Raw genomic sequence first — 16071 nt, forward strand, 5'->3', positions numbered from 1 at the left:
TTGAGCGAGGGCTGGCGATGTCAGGCAATCGAAACAAAGGGTTAGGGCGCGGATTGCGCGTGATCGCGGGTTTTTCGGTTGTTGTCGCTTTGGTGGCGTGTAGTTCATTCGACTCGCGCAGGCCGGGCGCACTTGAACAATATACCGCGAAGGAAATTTTTGAACGCGGTGAGTTAGAGTTGGAACGCGGCGACGGGGAAGAGGCCGCGTTCTACTTTGGTGAGATTGAACGCCTCTACCCCTATTCAGAATATGCAAAGCGTGCGCTGATTATGCAGGCCTTCGCCTATCACAAAGAGCGCGATTACCCGAATTCACGATCTTCGGCCCAACGCTACATTGATTTCTATCCTGCAACCGAAGATGCAGCCTATGCACAGTATCTTTTGGCACTGTCATACTACGACCAGATTGACGAAATCGGACGCGACCAAGGGCTAACGTTCCAAGCGTTACAATCTTTGCGCACAGTGATCGAGCAGTATCCAGACACGGAATATGCGCGGTCATCCGTTCTTAAATTCGATCTTGCCTTCGATCACCTCGCCGCGAAAGAAATGGAAGTTGGCCGCTACTACCTCAAACGCAATCACTTCACTGCTGCGGCCAATCGGTTCCGTGTGGTTGTTGAGGATTTCCAGACAACCACCCACACGCCCGAAGCGCTGCACCGTTTGGTCGAATGCTATTTGTCACTGGGATTGATCCAAGAAGCCCAGACAGCGGCCGCGATCCTTGGTTATAACTTCCAATCGACGGAATGGTACGAAGCAAGCTACGCGTTGCTAACCCTGCAAGGCTTGGAGCCTCGTTCAATCGGAGACAATTGGCTGACAGCGATTTACCGCCAGATGATCCGCGGCGAATGGTTGTGACACGAGCCTGACATGCTGCGCGGGCTAGATATCCGGGACATGTTGATCATTGACCGGCTGGAACTTGAGTTTCAGCCCGGGTTGAACGCGTTAACTGGCGAGACCGGCGCAGGAAAATCTATCCTTTTGGATTCGTTAGGTTTTGTACTGGGGTGGCGTGGACGCGCTGAGCTTGTTCGGAGCGGTGCGGAGCAGGGCGAGGTTACGGCGTGGTTCGATTTGCCTGTCGATCATCCGGCGCGCGCGGTTTTGGACGAGGCTGGGATTGGGGCGGAAGATGAATTGATCTTGCGCAGGGTCAACGCCAAGGATGGCCGCAAAACCGCTTGGGTCAATGACAGGCGTGTGAGTGGTGAAGTTCTGCGCCGATTGTCCGATGTTCTGGTTGAGCTTCATGGGCAACATGATGATCGCGGTTTGCTGAACCCGCGTGGGCATCGTCAGTTGTTAGATGAATTTGCGGGGCTCACTGAGGATGTTGAAGCGTTGCGCGGCCTCTGGCGTAGTCTGGCCGCCGAGAGGTTAAAGCTGGAAGCGCTGAATGCCAATATCGCAGCGGCACGTGAAGAAGAGGATTTCTTGCGACACGCGGTTGCTGAGCTGGAGACGCTCGAACCTCAACCCGGCGAAGAAGCGACACTTGATGCGCAACGTCGGTTGATGCAGGCGGCAGAGAAGATCAGAGAAGACATTACGCGTGCAGCTGAGGCGCTGGGGTTGCAAGGCGCCGAAGGCATGTTGTCCGATGCGTCTCGCTGGTTGGGTTCCGTAGCGGACAAGGCTGAAGGCCAGCTAGATGATCCTATGGCCGCGATTGAGCGGGCGATGGTGGAGCTTGATGCGGCGCAGAGCGGGGTTGTTGCCTCCCTCGATGCCTTGGCTTTCAACCCGTCTGACTTGGAAGACACGGAAGAACGGTTGTTTGCGATCAGAGCGTTGGCGCGGAAGCATAACGTCCTTGCGGATGATCTGGGTGAATTTGCTGCTGAGTTGCGGTCTAAACTGGCAGTTGTTGACGGCGGAAGTGCTGAATTGAGCGCGCAGGAAAGACGTGTCGAGGCTGCGCGTATTGCTTATGTGCAAGCAGCCGAAGCGGTTCGTCAAAAACGGACTGCAGCTGCAAAAAAACTCGATCAAGCGATGACAATGGAACTCGCACCGCTGAAAATGGAACGGGCGGTCTTTGCAACTAAATTGGACACCAGCGACGAGGGTCCGGAAGGCATTGACGATGTGCATTTTGCAGTCGCCACCAATCCGGGAGCGCCGGCAGGCCCGCTCAATAAGATCGCATCAGGTGGCGAGTTAAGTCGTTTTTTGTTGGCTCTAAAGGTGTGCCTTACCAAGTCGAGCAAATCCGGGTTGACGATGATTTTTGACGAAATTGACCGTGGTGTTGGCGGCGCGACGGCTGATGCGGTGGGTCGTCGATTGGCGGAGCTTGCAGAGACCGGTCAGATTTTGGTGGTCACGCATTCGCCTCAGGTCGCAGCACTTGCTGGCCATCATTGGCTTGTTGAGAAGACTCAGAGCACGTCCGAGACCCTGTCTTCGGTTATTCCGCTAGACGCGTCAGATCGCATCGACGAAATCGCTCGGATGTTGTCCGGCGATAAAGTAACAGAGGCTGCGAAAGAGGCTGCAAAGGCCTTGATGGAATAAGAAAAGGCGCTCGACGCAAACGTCGAACGCCTCAATAACCACATTTGCATCAGGGGCTAACCTAGGATGCAAACACCGTTACCACACTCACGAAATGCGCTTTCACGCATATGGGCCGCAAACGACCCAGTGTTACTTTATTGCAGGGTATCAGTTAGGTAAAGGTATCAGTTTTGATTTACCAATTTTCCTGGATTCATGATGGATTTGGGGTCGATGGCCTTTTTTATCAAACCCATCACGCTCCAAGCGTCGCCATGTTCAGCTTGCATCAGGTCTAGTTTTCCCATTCCGACGCCATGTTCGCCAGTGACTGTTCCGCCAAGACGCAAAGAGCGTTCTGCCATTTTTGCAGATAACTCTTTTGCAACTCGAATCTCTGCGGTGTTTTGAGGGTTAACCAACAAGATGGCATGAAAATTTCCATCCCCTACATGACCAAGGATCGGACCTTCGATTGGACTATTCTCAATATCGGTTTGCGTTTCTTCGATCGCTGTTGCGAGCTGTGAGATCGGCACGCAGACATCTGTGACAAGGGCGGTGGACCTAGGTTTGCTTTGAGTGATCGCGTGATATGCGTCATGACGTACTTGCCAAAGCTTATTCCGGTCTTCGGTTTTGGTGGCCCAGTTAAAGCTGATTGATCTATGTTCGTTGGCGATCTCTTTGAGCGTTTCAGCATCTTCTGCGACAGCGGACTCGGACCCGTGAAACTCGACTAAGAGATGCGGTTGCTCCGGTAAACCGAGTGCACCCTGCGCATTGACGGCGGCGACGCTTGCAGCATCCAGAAGTTCGATACGGGCCATCGGTACGCCCATTTGAATGGTCTCGATTACGGTGTCGACCGCATCGCCCACAGTTTTGAAAGCACAGACGGCCGCCCCTATGGCCGGAGGTTGCCCATGAAGTTTCAGCGTGAGTTCCGTGATAATACCGAGTGTTCCCTCCGAACCAACAAAGAGTCCGGTCAAATCATATCCGGCGCTGCTTTTGCGAGCACGGGTGCCGGTTCGGATGATGCGGCCGTCGGCCAATACCACCTCAAGCCCCATCACATTGTCGCGCATTGTGCCGTAGCGCACTGTTGTCGTTCCACTGGCGCGTGTCGATGCCATACCGCCAAGAGAGGCATTCGCTCCCGGATCGACGGGGAAGAACAAACCCGTTGCTCGGAGCTCGTCATTCAAAGCCATGCGGGTCAGGCCGGGCTGGACGCTTACATCCATGTCCTCAGCATTAACTTCTAACACCTTGTTCATAAGCGATAAATCCAAAGTCACGCCTCCGCGCACCGCTAGGGAATGTCCTTCCAAGGACGTACCTGTACCCCATGCGATGACGGGGCAGTTGTGTTTTGAACAGACTTTGATGATCTCGGATACGTCTTGCGTGGTTTCAGGGAATGCCACTCCGTCGGGTTTGATTGGATCAAAATAGGTTTCAGAATGGCTGTGTTGGTCAAGATCGGACTTGGACCGCGAGAAACGTTCGCCTAGTAAGGTTTCAAGCTCCGCGATTGCGGTTTCAATGGTCATGCCCTGATCCTTTGTTGTGTCTGCAGCAGGTTATGGAAATCAGGCCGACGATACTAGGGACAGGTTGGGCATGAGTGCTCCAATAAGATCAGCCGCCAAGGAACGCGTCGATCACTTGGTTCATAAATGCAATCGCGGTTGGCATGTTCTGAAAAAGCAGGGCCCCAACCAAATTCAATTCTGGTTCATTGCTTTGGCGATTGGGATCGCTGCCGGTATCGTCACAGTCTTATTCCGACTTGGGATCGATTGGCTGCAGCGGTTGGTTTACGGGGCAGACGACATCAATACTTTGCACAGCTTTGCAGCGAGCCTGCTTTGGTATCATCTGCTGATCGTTCCGATGATTGGAGGATTGGTTGTTGGCATTATCTTTGACCGCTTCACATCTGATGGTCGGGTCAGGTCAGTTGCTGATGTGATCGAGGGTGCGGCTCTGAACGAAGGGCGTGTCGAAGTGCGACAAGGGATAGCGTCTGGTTTTGCGAGTTTGATTACGTTGTCGACGGGTGGCTCAACGGGGCGGGAAGGACCAGTCGTTCACTTGGCTGCGATGATTTCCACGGCGGTGAGCAAGGTGATCCGAGCCGATGGCGTTACGGGGCGCGATTTGCTGGGCTGCGCGGTCGCGGCGGCGGTATCAGCAAGTTTCAACGCGCCGATTGCAGGCGCACTTTTTGCTTTGGAGGTGGTGCTAAGGCACTTCGCCGTCCACGCATTTGCTCCGATTGTGATCGCTTCTGTCGCCGGAACTGTGATCAGCCGCTCTGTGTTTGGAGACGTGACAGAGTTCATGTTGCCTGTCGCGAATACGTTGGAATTTTACGTCGAACTGCCTGCATACCTCATCCTCGGTGCCATCAGTGGCTTGGTGGCCGTCCTTCTTATGCAAGCGGTGTTCTGGGCAGAAGACTTCGGGAATTTCTTTAGCGAAAAGTTCCGCATTCACAACGTATTACGCCCCGCAATCGCAGGAGCGGGCTTGGGTGCACTCGCCATCTATTTCCCTCACATTATCGGAGTTGGGTATGAGACAACATCTCTCGCTTTGACGGGCGATCTTGTGTTGCACGAGGCGATTGTGTTTGTGGCGCTCAAGATCGTCGCAGTTGCGATCACCATGGGCGGGCGCATGGGGGGTGGTATCTTTTCCCCTGCTTTGATGGTTGGAGCTTTAACGGGCTTGGCATTCGGTATCATCGCAACCAGCATTTTCCCGACGGTGTCTGGCGAGGAAACGCTCTACGCACTTGCGGGAATGGGAGCAGTTGCTGCTGCGGTTCTTGGTGCACCGATTTCAACGACATTGATCGTCTTTGAACTGACCGGTGACTGGCAAACGGGGCTTGCTGTTATGGTGTCTGTTTCGCTTTCCACCGCACTCGCGTCGAGTTTGGTCGATCGGTCGTTCTTCCTGACCCAGTTGGAACGGCGCAATGTGCATTTGGCGGCAGGTCCGCAGGCTTACCTTTTGGCGACGTTCAAAGTGGCAAGCATTATGCGAGAGCGTGGTTCAGAAAACGGCGCTCCAGATGAGGCGTGTTGGGATCTGATGTCAGACGGTGTCTACATTGACGGAAACGCGACCCTAGAACAGGCCATGCCAATGTTCGAACAAGCGAACCATCGGTTTGTGCCAGTCGTTACACTAGGCGATCAGGACAGCCCGCCCGAGCTTTGGGGCGCGTTGTTTCAGGTCGACGCGCTGAAAGCGATGAACAAAGCGTTGTCAGAAACCGCCGCTGAAGAGCATTCTTAAACTTCTTCGACGGCTGCTTTGTCTTTGAAAAAGGCAAGGTGGCCTTGGATTTGCTCCATACCTGCGATCGGGTCTTCATATGACCACGCCGCATTGGCGATTTCACCGCTTTTGGCGATGATCGAATAGTAAGTCGCGTTGCCTTTGTAGGGGCAAGTTGACGTCGTCTCTGTCTTTTCAAGAAACGCCATCGCCATGTCATCGCGTGGGATATAGATCACCGGTGGATAATCTCCTTCGCTGAGCTCGAGTGCATTTTTGGTTTCACCAATGACTGCGCCTGCTGCGCGAACAACCCAAGTTCCGCTCGCTTCGCGAATTTTAATGTGATCAGCCATAGTGAAATCCTTCCCATTTTTGCCGGCACCCTAGTCCAGCAAGATGTCGTTTTTACAACGGCGCGCAGGCTTGCTCAAGCCATTCCTTCGCGGGGCCATCAATCAGAGGTCCAATCTTGGCCATGGTTTCGGCGTGGTAGCCGTTGATCCAGTCGCGTTCATCGTTCGAGAGCAGTGCCACATCGATCAGCCTGCGGTCGATTGGGACATATGTGATCGTCTCAAACGACAGCATATCGCGGTCATCGCCACCTTCGATGTCTGGCGCGGGACCTGTGACGATTAGGTTCTCAATACGAATGCCGAATTCGCCAGTCCGGTAGTATCCGGGTTCATTAGAGAGGATCATGCCTTCTTTCAATGGCACATCGCCACGACGCGACAGGCTTTGCGGTCCTTCATGGACGCATAGATAGCTGCCAATCCCATGTCCTGTACCGTGATCGTAATCCATACCGGCCGTCCACAAAGGGAAGCGAGCAAGTGAATCGAGGTGTTGGCCCTGAACGCCTTTTGGGAAGCGCGCGCGGCTGATAGCAATCATGCCTTGTAGGACGCGGGTGAAGCAGGAGCGGTGGAGCTCTGATGGCGTCCCAACGATAACAGTGCGGGTGATATCAGTGGTGCCGTCAATGTATTGCCCACCACTGTCGATCAGGAGGAGTTCATCGCGCTTAACTGGTCGATTGGTTTCTTCAGTCACGCGGTAGTGAACGATCGCGCCATTACCGCCTGCGCCACAAATGGTTTCAAAGCTCACGTCCAGCAACTGATTGGTTTCGCGGCGAAATTGTTCGAGTTGTTTGACGACGTCGATCTCGGTCAGACTGCCGTTGGGGGCATCCGCGTCCAGCCACGCAAGAAAACGCACCATGGCGGCACCGTCGCGGAGGTGGGCTTCCTTCGCACCAGCAATTTCGGTGTCGTTCTTGCAAGCCTTTGGAAGAAGACAAGGATCATCCTTGTGCCGAATGGTCAGCCCTGCCTTCGCAGCTGTTGTCGCAACGATGGCTGGGCACCATTTTGGGTCCAAATTGATGTCACCGGTGAGGTTCGAGATATGGTTAAGAAAGCTATCTTGGGGGTGAATGCGAACATCCTCGCCCAAGTGATTTGCAACTTCGGCGGTCTTGCCATCTTGTGCGAAGAGATCGACGTGCCCGTCCGTGTTCAAAATCGCAAAGGCGTGCGGCACCGGATTGCGTTCAATGTCAGTTCCGCGAATGTTCAAAAGCCAAGCGATGCTGTCTGGTAGAGTCAGCACGGTCGGAGCTGAGATCGTTTCAGCGAGCCGTTTACTCTTTGATTGACGCGTTTCTCCTGCAAACTCAACAGGGTAGGCGGTGAACTTAGCCTTGGGTGGTTCCGGTTGATCTGACCAAATCGCGTCAACCAGATTGTCAGTTGGCACCAGTTCGATGCCGCTATCCACGAGGGCCTTGGTCAGTTGCCTAATTGCTGACACCGTATGGAGCCATGGGTCAAAGCCGACCTTGCCGCCGTTGGGCAGTTGTTCCTTTAGCCAATCTTCCAATTGAACTTCCGGCCAATCTACTGGTGTGAAATCATCTGCCACCTGATCGCGGACTTGCAGTCGGTATCGGCCGTCAACAAAGACACCCGCGATATGCGTCAAAGCCGCGCAAAAGCCAGCAGACCCCGTAAACCCCGTCAACCATGCGAGACGGGCGTCTCTAGGCGCGACGTATTCGCCCTGGTGCGCATCAGCTCGCGGGATAAGAAATCCGTCTAACCCTTTGTCTGCAATATGTTTTCTGAGGTTCGATAGCCGAGGAGGGCCCTGATCGGGTGACGTTGTTGCTTCAAACGTTTGAAACATGTGGTCTCCTTTGTCGCGGGTTTCTTAGCTGGCTTTGCGCATCCCAAGAACACGCGCACGGCTGCGTGGATCGCTGTCGAAGAGTCCAGCGAGTTGCTCGGTCATTGCTCCGGCTAGTTGTTCGACATCTGTGATGGTGACAGCACGTTCATAATAGCGCGTTACGTCGTGGCCGATCCCGATGGCGACGAGTTCCACCGCCTTGCGCTTTTCGACCATAGAGATGACGTCGCGCAAGTGTTTTTCAAGATAATTCGCCGGGTTAACGGACAAAGTTGAGTCGTCCACCGGTGCACCGTCAGAGATCACCATCAGAACTTTGCGTTGTTCAGGCCGCGCTATCATTCGGCGGTGGGCCCATTCGAGCGCCTCTCCGTCGATGTTTTCTTTCAACAGCCCTTCTTTCATCATCAGACCGAGGTTAGGACGAGTCCGTCGCCATGGCGCATCCGCGGCTTTGTAGATAATATGTCGTAAGTCGTTCAGGCGGCCAGGAGTTGCCTCGCGGCCATCCTTGAGCCATTCCTCGCGACTTTGCCCGCCTTTCCAAGCTTTCGTCGTAAAGCCAAGGATCTCAACCTTAACATCGCAGCGTTCCAACGTCCGCGCCATCACATCGGCGCAGATGGCCGCAATGGAAATCGGGCGGCCGCGCATCGAGCCTGAGTTGTCGAGTAGCATTGTCACGACAGTGTCACGGAATTCCATGTCTTTTTCGACTTTGAACGACAACGGTGTGGTGGGCGAGGCAACGATCCGGGCTAGGCGGCCAGCGTCGAGAATGCCTTCCTCTCGGTCGAATTCCCAACTGCGGTTTTGTTTTGCTTGTAGACGCCGTTGCAGCTTGTTGGCCAAGCGGCTCACAGCCCCTTTCAGAGGCTCAAGTTGCTGATCAAGGTAGTTTCGCAACCGCTCCAATTCAGCTGGCTCCGCGAGATCTTCCGCCGAGATTTCTTCATCGAATTCAGTCGAGTAAACACGGTAATCTGGATCAGCGTCCGAAATTGGCTGTGGCGCGGGTGGCTCCAACGGGGCCTCGCCGTCGGGCATTTCAGTCTCTTCGCCCATCTCAGCGTCAGCCTGATCGTCCATGCTCACCTGAGCTTGGGACGCGTCTTGCTGTTCTTCCTGACTTTGTTCTGGCGAGGCTTCGGCTTCTTCCCCTTCGCTTTCGTCGTCGCCGGTGCTTTCTGGCTCTTCCTCTTGATCTTCGCCGTCTTCGGCTTCGTCCTCTTGATCGTCGTCGATATTATCAGGATCGTCGCCCAATTGATCGGCATAGCCGAGGTCAGCGATCATCTGACGCGCAAATTTCGCAAACTCTTGTTGATCGTCGAGGATGGTTTCGAGGCTTTCAAGCGTTCCGCCGCAGTGATCTTCGATAAACCCGCGCCATAAGTTCATAACGTTCTCAGCGCCGGACGGCAGGTCGCGGCCCGTTGCGAGGTGGCGGATCAGATAGCCCGCAGCTGTCGCGAGGGGTGCGTCAGAGGCTTGTTTGATCTGGTCATAACCCTTGCGCAACGCGTCATTGCCGATCTTTGCGTCGATGTTGCCAGCGGTGCCAGGCATGTGTTTTGCGCCAACGGCCTCAATCCGCGCGGTTTCCATAGCCTCATAAAGGTCTTTGGCCATCTGGCCTTGCGGCATGTATTTGGCGGCTGTGACCTCGTCATGGAACTTGTGGCGGAGCGCGAAGGCGTCAGCGGTTCCTCGAGCCAGCAAGACTTCATCACGGGTCATGCGGCGGCTGACTTGGGGCAGGCGGATGGTATCTGACGTCTGACCCGCCGGATCAACGGAATAGCTGACCGACAGTTCGGGGTCGTCGGCAATCACCTTGGTCGCTTCGGCCAAGGCCTTTTTGAACGGATCGGCTGGATTGTCAGATGGGTTTTGCATCTCGTTTATCCTTTACAGCCAGAAGCCTAGAACCAGATCAAGTGCTTGGCCAGTGGGCGGGCAATTTCCTTAATGTAGGAAATTTCAAAAAGTCTTAGACAAGACTTTTTGTGCCTAGCCCAAGCTCATGCTCGCCGCACTTTCTGGCAGTTCCTCGTCAAAGCAACGCTGATAGAATTCCGCCACTGTTTGACGCTCTAACTCATCACATTTGTTGAGGAAAGAGAGGCGGAAGGCGTAGCCGACATCTTGGAAAATGCGGGTGTTTTCAGCCCACGCCAGAACTGTCCGTGGCGACATAACGGTCGACAAATCGCCATTCATAAACGCGGTACGTGTCAGGTCCGCGACAGTGACCATCTGACTGATTGTCTTGCGGCCAACCTCAGTATTGAAGTGTGGTGACTTTGACAAAACGATTGCCGCTTCCGCGTCGTGCGATAGGTAGTTCAACGTCGCGACCAATGACCAACGGTCCATTTGCGCTTGGTTGATCTGCTGTGTGCCGTGGTAGAGGCCGGTGGTGTCACCCAAGCCGACGGTGTTTGCTGTCGCAAAGAGGCGGAAATAGGGGTGTGGTGTGAGGATTTGGTTTTGGTCCATGAGGGTCAGCTTGCCATCGTGCTCCAGCACGCGCTGAATCACGAACATCACGTCCGCGCGGCCTGCGTCATATTCGTCGAAAACGATGGCAACGGGATTGCGCAGCGCCCATGGCAGGATGCCTTCGTGGAATTCCGTCACCTGCACACCGTCGCGCAGCTTGATCGCGTCTTTACCTATCAAGTCGATCCGGCTGATGTGGCTGTCAAGGTTCACGCGCACCGCGGGCCAGTTCAGTCGCGCGGCGACTTGTTCGATATGCGTCGATTTACCGGTACCGTGATACCCTTGGATCATCACGCGGCGGTTGTAGCCAAAGCCGGCGAGAATGGCCAAAGTCGTATCTGGATCGAACTTATACGTGCTGTCGATTTCAGGCACACGATCGGAGGCATCGGCAAAGCCCTTAACCTTCATATCGGTGTCGATGCCGAACACCTCACGAACAGAGATTTCTTCGGTTGGTTTTGCATCCATATCGATCATGCCGTCGGCCATGTCTTCGCCTTTCAAATTCAACGCCGCTTCCTCGCGCTCTGGATGCTACATAACGCGATGAGGGGCAAGGGCTAGGGGAGATTTGGTCGCTTTGGGCCAGGTATTTTTGAAAGCTTGAAGTACCCTGCAAGAGATTAACTAAAATCGCGACTCCAAAAGCCAAAAACTGGCAGGTTTGATTTGCTAGGTACTTATTGCTTCCAAATTCGAGAAAATGCTGGTTGAAATTCGAAGATTGGTTACATCTGATTTAGCCCTTAGGCGGATAGGGGCCGATTTGGGTGGGCTTGGGGAAGGAAAGGAAGACTTTACGCCAACTACGGTTAACTCTGGTCAAGACGCGGTGAGTATTGGCGGATTGTTGACTGCCGAAACGATTCTGACTTTAGAGGCTAAGACAATGACCGTGCATGACAAACTCAACGAAGATCGTCCAATAGCTGCAGAATATGTTTTGGGTCTCTTGGAGCCATCAGACGCCGAAGACTTTGAAAAGGCCATGAAAGACGATCCATTTCTTCGTGCAAGTTACGCGCAGTGGGCAGCCTATTTTGCGAACGAGAACTCTCAGATCGCTCCTGTCTCTCCGCCAGAGCATGTTGTCCAGAACATCGATAAAACGATCTTTCTGAATGACGTTAAAGAGGAGCCTGTCATAACGCGGTGGGGAATGCTGCCTTTGCTTGCCTCTGCCTTATGCGGATGTGCGGCTTTGATGGTTTGGATAGTTTTCTAGGCAAAAAGGCGGGTCGGCCGGCAACTTTTGAAACGCAGTGTTTCCTTGATGAATTTTCGATTTTGCTCCATTCGATTTGGTACGACCTAAGATTGTATCAAGTGCCTATGTTTAGCGGTTTCAAACTATCAGACCTCACCCAAGGTGAAAAAGCTTTGCTGGCGAGCTACGCCTGCGCTGGCGCGGTCGGGGCGTGGACCTCTCATATTGTAGCGCATCGGTTACTGGGGCGGGACGCGGTGCTGTCCAATACGCTGGGTATTTTTGAAATTTGGACCCTTTGCGCCGGAGCGATCGGTGCAATCCTCGCAATCTATCTTAACAGGCGATGGTTTGGGCATCTCGGGTTTACCGGTTTCAAGTTCACACTCGTTGCGGTTCTGAACACGACCTTTGTGGCAACCTTGATTGGTGGGACGCTCGCCTTGCCCATTTTCGGAACAATGTTCGGCCCGCTCGCCATCACAGGCACATTTTGGTCGAGCCCGCCGGTGCTTTATCTCTGGTTGGCGTCCCTCTTGGGGGCGAACTATGCCTACGGACTTTACCGAAAAGAACGCGCATCCGTGTTCCTCGCCCGACTGTCGAGCGAGGAAGACCCGATTAGTCGGCGTCTCTGAAGTTTCGGCTGTCTTTGATCTGATCCCAAGCCCAAACAACTTCGGCCAACTGTTCTTCTTGGCTACGGTCTCCGCCATTCATGTCGGGGTGAAGAACTTTGATCAACGCTTTGTAAGCCTTGCGAATTTGCGGTTTCGACCAATCGTCCTTGGCCTCAAGAATGTCCATAGCACGGCGCTCAGTCGGAGGCAGCCTGCGTTTTGCGCCGCCATTCTTGCCTGGGTTCTGAGTGGCATTTCCACCCAACACCTGATGCGCGTCATCGATGCCTAGGCGGGCCCAAGCGGCCTCTTCAACGCTGCGTTTGAATGGTTTTGTTGGGCGCTCCCAAGTCTTATCCCGCTCCATCTGAGCCATGATCTCGGCTTCGGAAGTGCTGTCGAAGAAGTTCCATTTTAGGTTATATTCGCGAACGTGCGTCTGACAGAACCAAAAATAGTCGTCCATGGTATCAGGCGATTTAGGCGCTCGATACAATCCCGGCTCATTGCAGCCTTCATGATCGCAAATGCGCGTTGATGTTTCTGATGCTCCAGACATCCCGCGGCGACCCCGCGGGTTTTTCTTTTTCGAGCTCGACACTGACATGTCGAATCCAAACGGATCTTTCTTGTCCATGACGCCTGTTCCCTTTCCGACTCGGAGAGGAGAGAATAAACCCTGATGCAGGAGATTGAAGAGGGTGTCTGAAAATAATGAGCTTGGAACAGCAAATTTCTGAGGCATTGAAACAAAGTTTCGCGCCTAGCCATCTGGACGTCATTAATGAAAGCCACTTGCACGCCGGGCACGACGGTGACGACGGATCTGGCGAAAGCCATTGGAAGGTGGTGATCGTGTCAGACCAATTTTCCGGTCTGACACGTATAGCTAAACATCGCGCCGTTCACGCGGCTTTGGGTAAAGACATCCTGAACCGCATTCATGCGCTGTCTTTGGATATTCAGTCGGACGCCTAGGATTTACTTCCAAGAGCGACGACCTTTGGCGGGTCGATTTCTGCTTGCGTGTTGGCAGCAGCTGGTTGCTTTGACTTGAAAGCAGGTTCCGGATTGATTTCGATGCCCTTTGGACGAACGCGCCGCACAACGATGGGCTTATCCATGGAAGCCTGTCTAACGGGGCGTACTTTTGGCGGGTAGCCATTTTCCAAGGACTGGACAACGCGGGCAAACACCATCTGGCGGCCATCTTCGCGGTCGCCCATATATTCCCAATGATCGGTGGACATAGAATTGAGCAGGTCGTTCAGCTCCTGCATCTGACGTGCGGCATTCTTCCGAAGGCCAAAACTGTTTCTGCCGTTGGGTGCGGCAATCACTTGGTACTCGTACATTTACTCACCTCTAAAATTAACGTTGTCGAAAGTATCGCGGGGGAAAGCACGGGCCAAAGGAAATCTGGCTTAAATCTGTCTGAAATGTGGCAAAACTAAGGTGCGAAGAGATAAAGTATAAATATAACAGATACTTAATAAGTTCTCGTTTCGCTACTTGTGTGGGGATTTGACAATCCCGCCGAAAGCCGACCGTTTCGCTTCCGAAGTCATTCTGCGAGATGGAGAAATAGTATGGAGAAATCGGAAACGGCGCTCAATTCAGGGTAGAGCGCTGTTGCATACTATTTGAGAAAACTGATTCTGCTAATTTGATCAGATGCGCTGAGTGTCTTCTTCGACCAAAGAGCCGTCAGATCCATCTGTAACATCGCTGGTGTCTTCGTCCGACACCGAAGCCTCTTCAGTCTCGAATTCCTCGACTCCTGCCTCGTCAGCTTGCACCTCGGGCTCATCCAACGGCGGAGGCAAGCTACCTGCTATTTCAACTTCGGCTTCTTCTTGAGCAGGGCGCTTAAAGACCAAGACATTCTGATACATTGTCGTCTTGCTCATCAAGCCTTCGCGTTCTTCCGACGGCAAAGTCTCAGCGCGCAGAAACTCCCACCCCTCTTTAGCGTATTCGTTGATCGCCGTCTCAAAGGCCAAACTAAATCGATCGGCAGTTGTTTTGAGGCCTTTGGCTTTCAGCCCCTTAGTCGGGGCGGGAACAACTTTGTATTCATAAATCATTGAAACTGCTCATGCTATGTTTGGCGGAACCTAACGGTTTGGGGCCAATTTTGAAAGCTAAGGAAGGGTCTCGATAGATTAAAGGCCCAACTTGCCTTGTATCAATTGGTTCACAATAGCTGGGTTCGCCTTGCCGCCAGTCGCCTTCATCACCTGACCGACAAACCAACCGGCGAGTTTTGGGTTCACCTTGGCTTTCTCGACCTGAGCAGGGTTAGCTGCGATGATCTCATCCAGCGCGGTTTCAATGGCGCCGGTATCGGTCACCTGTTTCATCCCGCGCTCTTCAACGATCTGCGCGGGATCGCCGCCCTCGGTGTAGACGATCTCGAACAGGTCTTTTGCGATTTTACCGGAAATATCGCCGGATTTGATCAAAGCAATGATGCCACCAAGTTGGTCAGCAGTAACGGGGCTGTCGGTGATACCTTTGTCGTCGTCTTTCTTCAAACGACCGAAGAGTTCATTGATTACCCAGTTCGCGGCAAGCTTGCCATCACGGCCTTCTGCCACAGCCTCAAAGTAAGCGGCATTCTCCGCTTCGGCAGTCAGAACACTGGCGTCATAGTCCGACAAGCCGAAATCGGCCATGAAGCGGGATTTCTTGGCGTCTGGCAATTCTGGCAGGGAAGCAGCGATATCTTCGACCCACGCCTGTTCGATTTCCAATGGCAGCAGGTCGGGGTCGGGGAAATAGCGATAGTCATGCGCTTCTTCCTTTGACCGCATAGAGCGCGTTTCGTTTTTGTCCGGATCGTAGAGGCGGGTTTCTTGAACAACTTCTTGGCCGTCTTCGATTAGGGCGATCTGACGGCGAGCTTCGACCTCAATCGCCATCTGGATGAAACGCATAGAGTTCATGTTCTTGATCTCACACCGGGTGCCGAGGTGGCTGAAATCCTGCGTTTCCTGATATTTTTCATAATCGCCCGGCTTGCAGACGGACACGTTGACGTCCGCACGCAAGTTGCCGTTCTGCATATTACCATCGCAGGTGCCTAGGTACCGCATGATCTGACGCAGTTTGCCGACGTAAGCGGCGGCTTCTTCTGGTCCGCGAATGTCAGGGCGCGACACGATTTCCATCAACGCAACGCCGGTGCGGTTAAGGTCAACGAATGACATATGCGGATCCATGTCATGGATAGACTTGCCAGCGTCCTGCTCCAAATGGATGCGTTCAATCCGAACCACGCGCGCGGTGCCGTCGCCCATTTCGACCAGCACTTCGCCTTCGCCGACAATCGGATGATAGAGCTGCGAAATCTGATAGCCCTGCGGCAAATCTGGGTAGAAATAATTCTTGCGGTCAAAGGCGGAATTCAGATTGATCTCTGCCTTCAGTCCTAAGCCTGTGCGCACGGCTTGTTCCACGCAGCCTTCATTTATGACGGGCAACATGCCGGGCATGCCAGCATCAACAAATGCCACATTGGAGTTTGGCTCCGCTCCAAACAGCGTGGAGGCACCAGAGAAGAGTTTCGCCTTGGTCGCGACTTGTGCGTGGACCTCCAAACCGATGACAAGTTCCCAGTCAGATGTCGCGCCCGCAATGGTTTTTGGGGCAGGGGCGTCGTAGGTCAAATCCAGCATAATGCGCTCCGAAATTGGTCTCGGTCGCTTCTAGG

Annotated in this window: 15 protein-coding genes; 6 read left to right on the plus strand and 9 right to left on the minus strand. The window is 53.7% G+C overall.

The window, feature by feature from the left end; genetic code table 11:
* Window positions 1-17 precede the first annotated feature (17 nt).
* Window positions 18-875 carry an outer membrane protein assembly factor BamD gene (locus BUA85_RS00920; protein ID WP_083526203.1) on the plus strand — a complete coding sequence of 286 codons (858 nt, stop codon included), beginning with the start codon at window positions 18-20 and terminating at the stop codon, window positions 873-875.
* 12 nt (window positions 876-887) lie between these two features.
* A complete protein-coding gene (gene recN, locus BUA85_RS00925) occupies window positions 888-2537 on the plus strand; it encodes a DNA repair protein RecN (RefSeq protein ID WP_072898556.1) in 1650 nt (549 codons plus the stop codon).
* A 167-nt stretch (window positions 2538-2704) separates the two neighbouring features.
* On the opposite strand, the gene BUA85_RS00930 is transcribed toward recN, so the two are convergent.
* Window positions 2705-4078 (minus strand): FAD-binding oxidoreductase, encoded by a 1374-nt coding sequence (locus tag BUA85_RS00930; RefSeq protein ID WP_072898557.1) that lies wholly within the window; start codon window positions 4076-4078, stop codon window positions 2705-2707.
* A gap of 70 nt (window positions 4079-4148) precedes the next feature.
* Here BUA85_RS00930 and BUA85_RS00935 point away from each other — a divergent pair, with 70 nt between their 5' ends.
* Window positions 4149-5837 carry a chloride channel protein gene (locus tag BUA85_RS00935; RefSeq protein ID WP_072898558.1) on the plus strand — a complete coding sequence of 563 codons (1689 nt, stop codon included), beginning with the start codon at window positions 4149-4151 and terminating at the stop codon, window positions 5835-5837.
* Here BUA85_RS00935 and BUA85_RS00940 read toward each other — a convergent pair.
* The 4 genes from BUA85_RS00940 to cobS all read right to left on the minus strand — a co-directional run bounded on the left by BUA85_RS00940 (window position 5834) and on the right by cobS (window position 11018).
* On the minus strand, window positions 5834-6175 hold the full coding sequence (locus BUA85_RS00940) for a DUF427 domain-containing protein (protein WP_072898559.1): 342 nt from the start codon (window positions 6173-6175) through the stop codon (window positions 5834-5836). The two genes, BUA85_RS00935 and BUA85_RS00940, sit on opposite strands and share 4 nt — an antisense overlap.
* Before the next feature lie 52 nt (window positions 6176-6227).
* Window positions 6228-8015, minus strand: coding sequence for an aminopeptidase P family protein (locus BUA85_RS00945; RefSeq protein WP_072898560.1), 1788 nt, complete (start codon window positions 8013-8015; stop codon window positions 6228-6230).
* Window positions 8016-8039: 24 nt separating this feature from the next.
* Window positions 8040-9917: a cobaltochelatase subunit CobT gene (gene cobT, locus BUA85_RS00950; protein WP_072898562.1), complete on the minus strand. Its 1878-nt coding sequence runs from the start codon at window positions 9915-9917 to the stop codon at window positions 8040-8042.
* Window positions 9918-10031: 114 nt separating this feature from the next.
* Window positions 10032-11018, minus strand: coding sequence for a cobaltochelatase subunit CobS (gene cobS, locus BUA85_RS00955; protein ID WP_072898564.1), 987 nt, complete (start codon window positions 11016-11018; stop codon window positions 10032-10034).
* 277 nt (window positions 11019-11295) lie between these two features.
* Between cobS and BUA85_RS00960 the strand changes: the two genes are divergently transcribed.
* Window positions 11296-11754 carry a hypothetical protein gene (locus BUA85_RS00960; RefSeq protein WP_131802751.1) on the plus strand — a complete coding sequence of 153 codons (459 nt, stop codon included), beginning with the start codon at window positions 11296-11298 and terminating at the stop codon, window positions 11752-11754.
* Between the two features lie 101 nt (window positions 11755-11855).
* Window positions 11856-12374 carry a hypothetical protein gene (locus BUA85_RS00965; protein ID WP_131802752.1) on the plus strand — a complete coding sequence of 173 codons (519 nt, stop codon included), beginning with the start codon at window positions 11856-11858 and terminating at the stop codon, window positions 12372-12374.
* Here BUA85_RS00965 and BUA85_RS00970 read toward each other — a convergent pair.
* Window positions 12358-12993 (minus strand): J domain-containing protein, encoded by a 636-nt coding sequence (locus tag BUA85_RS00970; RefSeq protein WP_072898571.1) that lies wholly within the window; start codon window positions 12991-12993, stop codon window positions 12358-12360. The two genes, BUA85_RS00965 and BUA85_RS00970, sit on opposite strands and share 17 nt — an antisense overlap.
* 77 nt (window positions 12994-13070) lie before the next feature.
* On the opposite strand from BUA85_RS00970, the gene BUA85_RS00975 reads away from it, so the two are divergent.
* Entirely contained in the window at window positions 13071-13334 is a 264-nt protein-coding gene (locus BUA85_RS00975; protein WP_072898573.1) for a BolA family protein, read from the plus strand.
* Here BUA85_RS00975 and BUA85_RS00980 read toward each other — a convergent pair.
* From BUA85_RS00980 to gatB, 3 genes are all read right to left on the minus strand, one after another.
* A complete protein-coding gene (locus BUA85_RS00980; protein ID WP_072898575.1) occupies window positions 13331-13711 on the minus strand; it encodes a hypothetical protein in 381 nt (126 codons plus the stop codon). The two genes, BUA85_RS00975 and BUA85_RS00980, sit on opposite strands and share 4 nt — an antisense overlap.
* 315 nt (window positions 13712-14026) lie before the next feature.
* Entirely contained in the window at window positions 14027-14443 is a 417-nt protein-coding gene (locus tag BUA85_RS00985; protein ID WP_072898577.1) for a DUF4177 domain-containing protein, read from the minus strand.
* 78 nt (window positions 14444-14521) lie between these two features.
* Complete coding sequence (gatB, locus tag BUA85_RS00990; protein WP_072898580.1) at window positions 14522-16036, minus strand: Asp-tRNA(Asn)/Glu-tRNA(Gln) amidotransferase subunit GatB; 1515 nt, start codon at window positions 16034-16036, stop codon at window positions 14522-14524.
* Window positions 16037-16071: the final 35 nt, after the last annotated feature.

Origin of the sequence: Cognatiyoonia sediminum, from assembly GCF_900129845.1 — a bacterium.
GTDB lineage: Bacteria > Pseudomonadota > Alphaproteobacteria > Rhodobacterales > Rhodobacteraceae > Cognatiyoonia > Cognatiyoonia sediminum.

Coding starts and splice junctions, on each gene's coding strand:
- BUA85_RS00970 (WP_072898571.1), bottom strand. CDS start 12,993: ATGGACAAGAAAGATCCGTTTGGATTCGACATGTCAGTGTCGAGCTCG.
- BUA85_RS00985 (WP_072898577.1), bottom strand. CDS start 14,443: ATGATTTATGAATACAAAGTTGTTCCCGCCCCGACTAAGGGGCTGAAA.
- BUA85_RS00975 (WP_072898573.1), top strand. CDS start 13,071: ATGAGCTTGGAACAGCAAATTTCTGAGGCATTGAAACAAAGTTTCGCG.
- recN (WP_072898556.1), top strand. CDS start 888: ATGCTGCGCGGGCTAGATATCCGGGACATGTTGATCATTGACCGGCTG.
- BUA85_RS00920 (WP_083526203.1), top strand. CDS start 18: ATGTCAGGCAATCGAAACAAAGGGTTAGGGCGCGGATTGCGCGTGATC.
- BUA85_RS00980 (WP_072898575.1), bottom strand. CDS start 13,711: ATGTACGAGTACCAAGTGATTGCCGCACCCAACGGCAGAAACAGTTTT.
- BUA85_RS00935 (WP_072898558.1), top strand. CDS start 4,149: ATGAGTGCTCCAATAAGATCAGCCGCCAAGGAACGCGTCGATCACTTG.
- BUA85_RS00940 (WP_072898559.1), bottom strand. CDS start 6,175: ATGGCTGATCACATTAAAATTCGCGAAGCGAGCGGAACTTGGGTTGTT.
- cobT (WP_072898562.1), bottom strand. CDS start 9,917: ATGCAAAACCCATCTGACAATCCAGCCGATCCGTTCAAAAAGGCCTTG.
- cobS (WP_072898564.1), bottom strand. CDS start 11,018: ATGGCCGACGGCATGATCGATATGGATGCAAAACCAACCGAAGAAATC.
- BUA85_RS00945 (WP_072898560.1), bottom strand. CDS start 8,015: ATGTTTCAAACGTTTGAAGCAACAACGTCACCCGATCAGGGCCCTCCT.
- BUA85_RS00930 (WP_072898557.1), bottom strand. CDS start 4,078: ATGACCATTGAAACCGCAATCGCGGAGCTTGAAACCTTACTAGGCGAA.
- gatB (WP_072898580.1), bottom strand. CDS start 16,036: ATGCTGGATTTGACCTACGACGCCCCTGCCCCAAAAACCATTGCGGGC.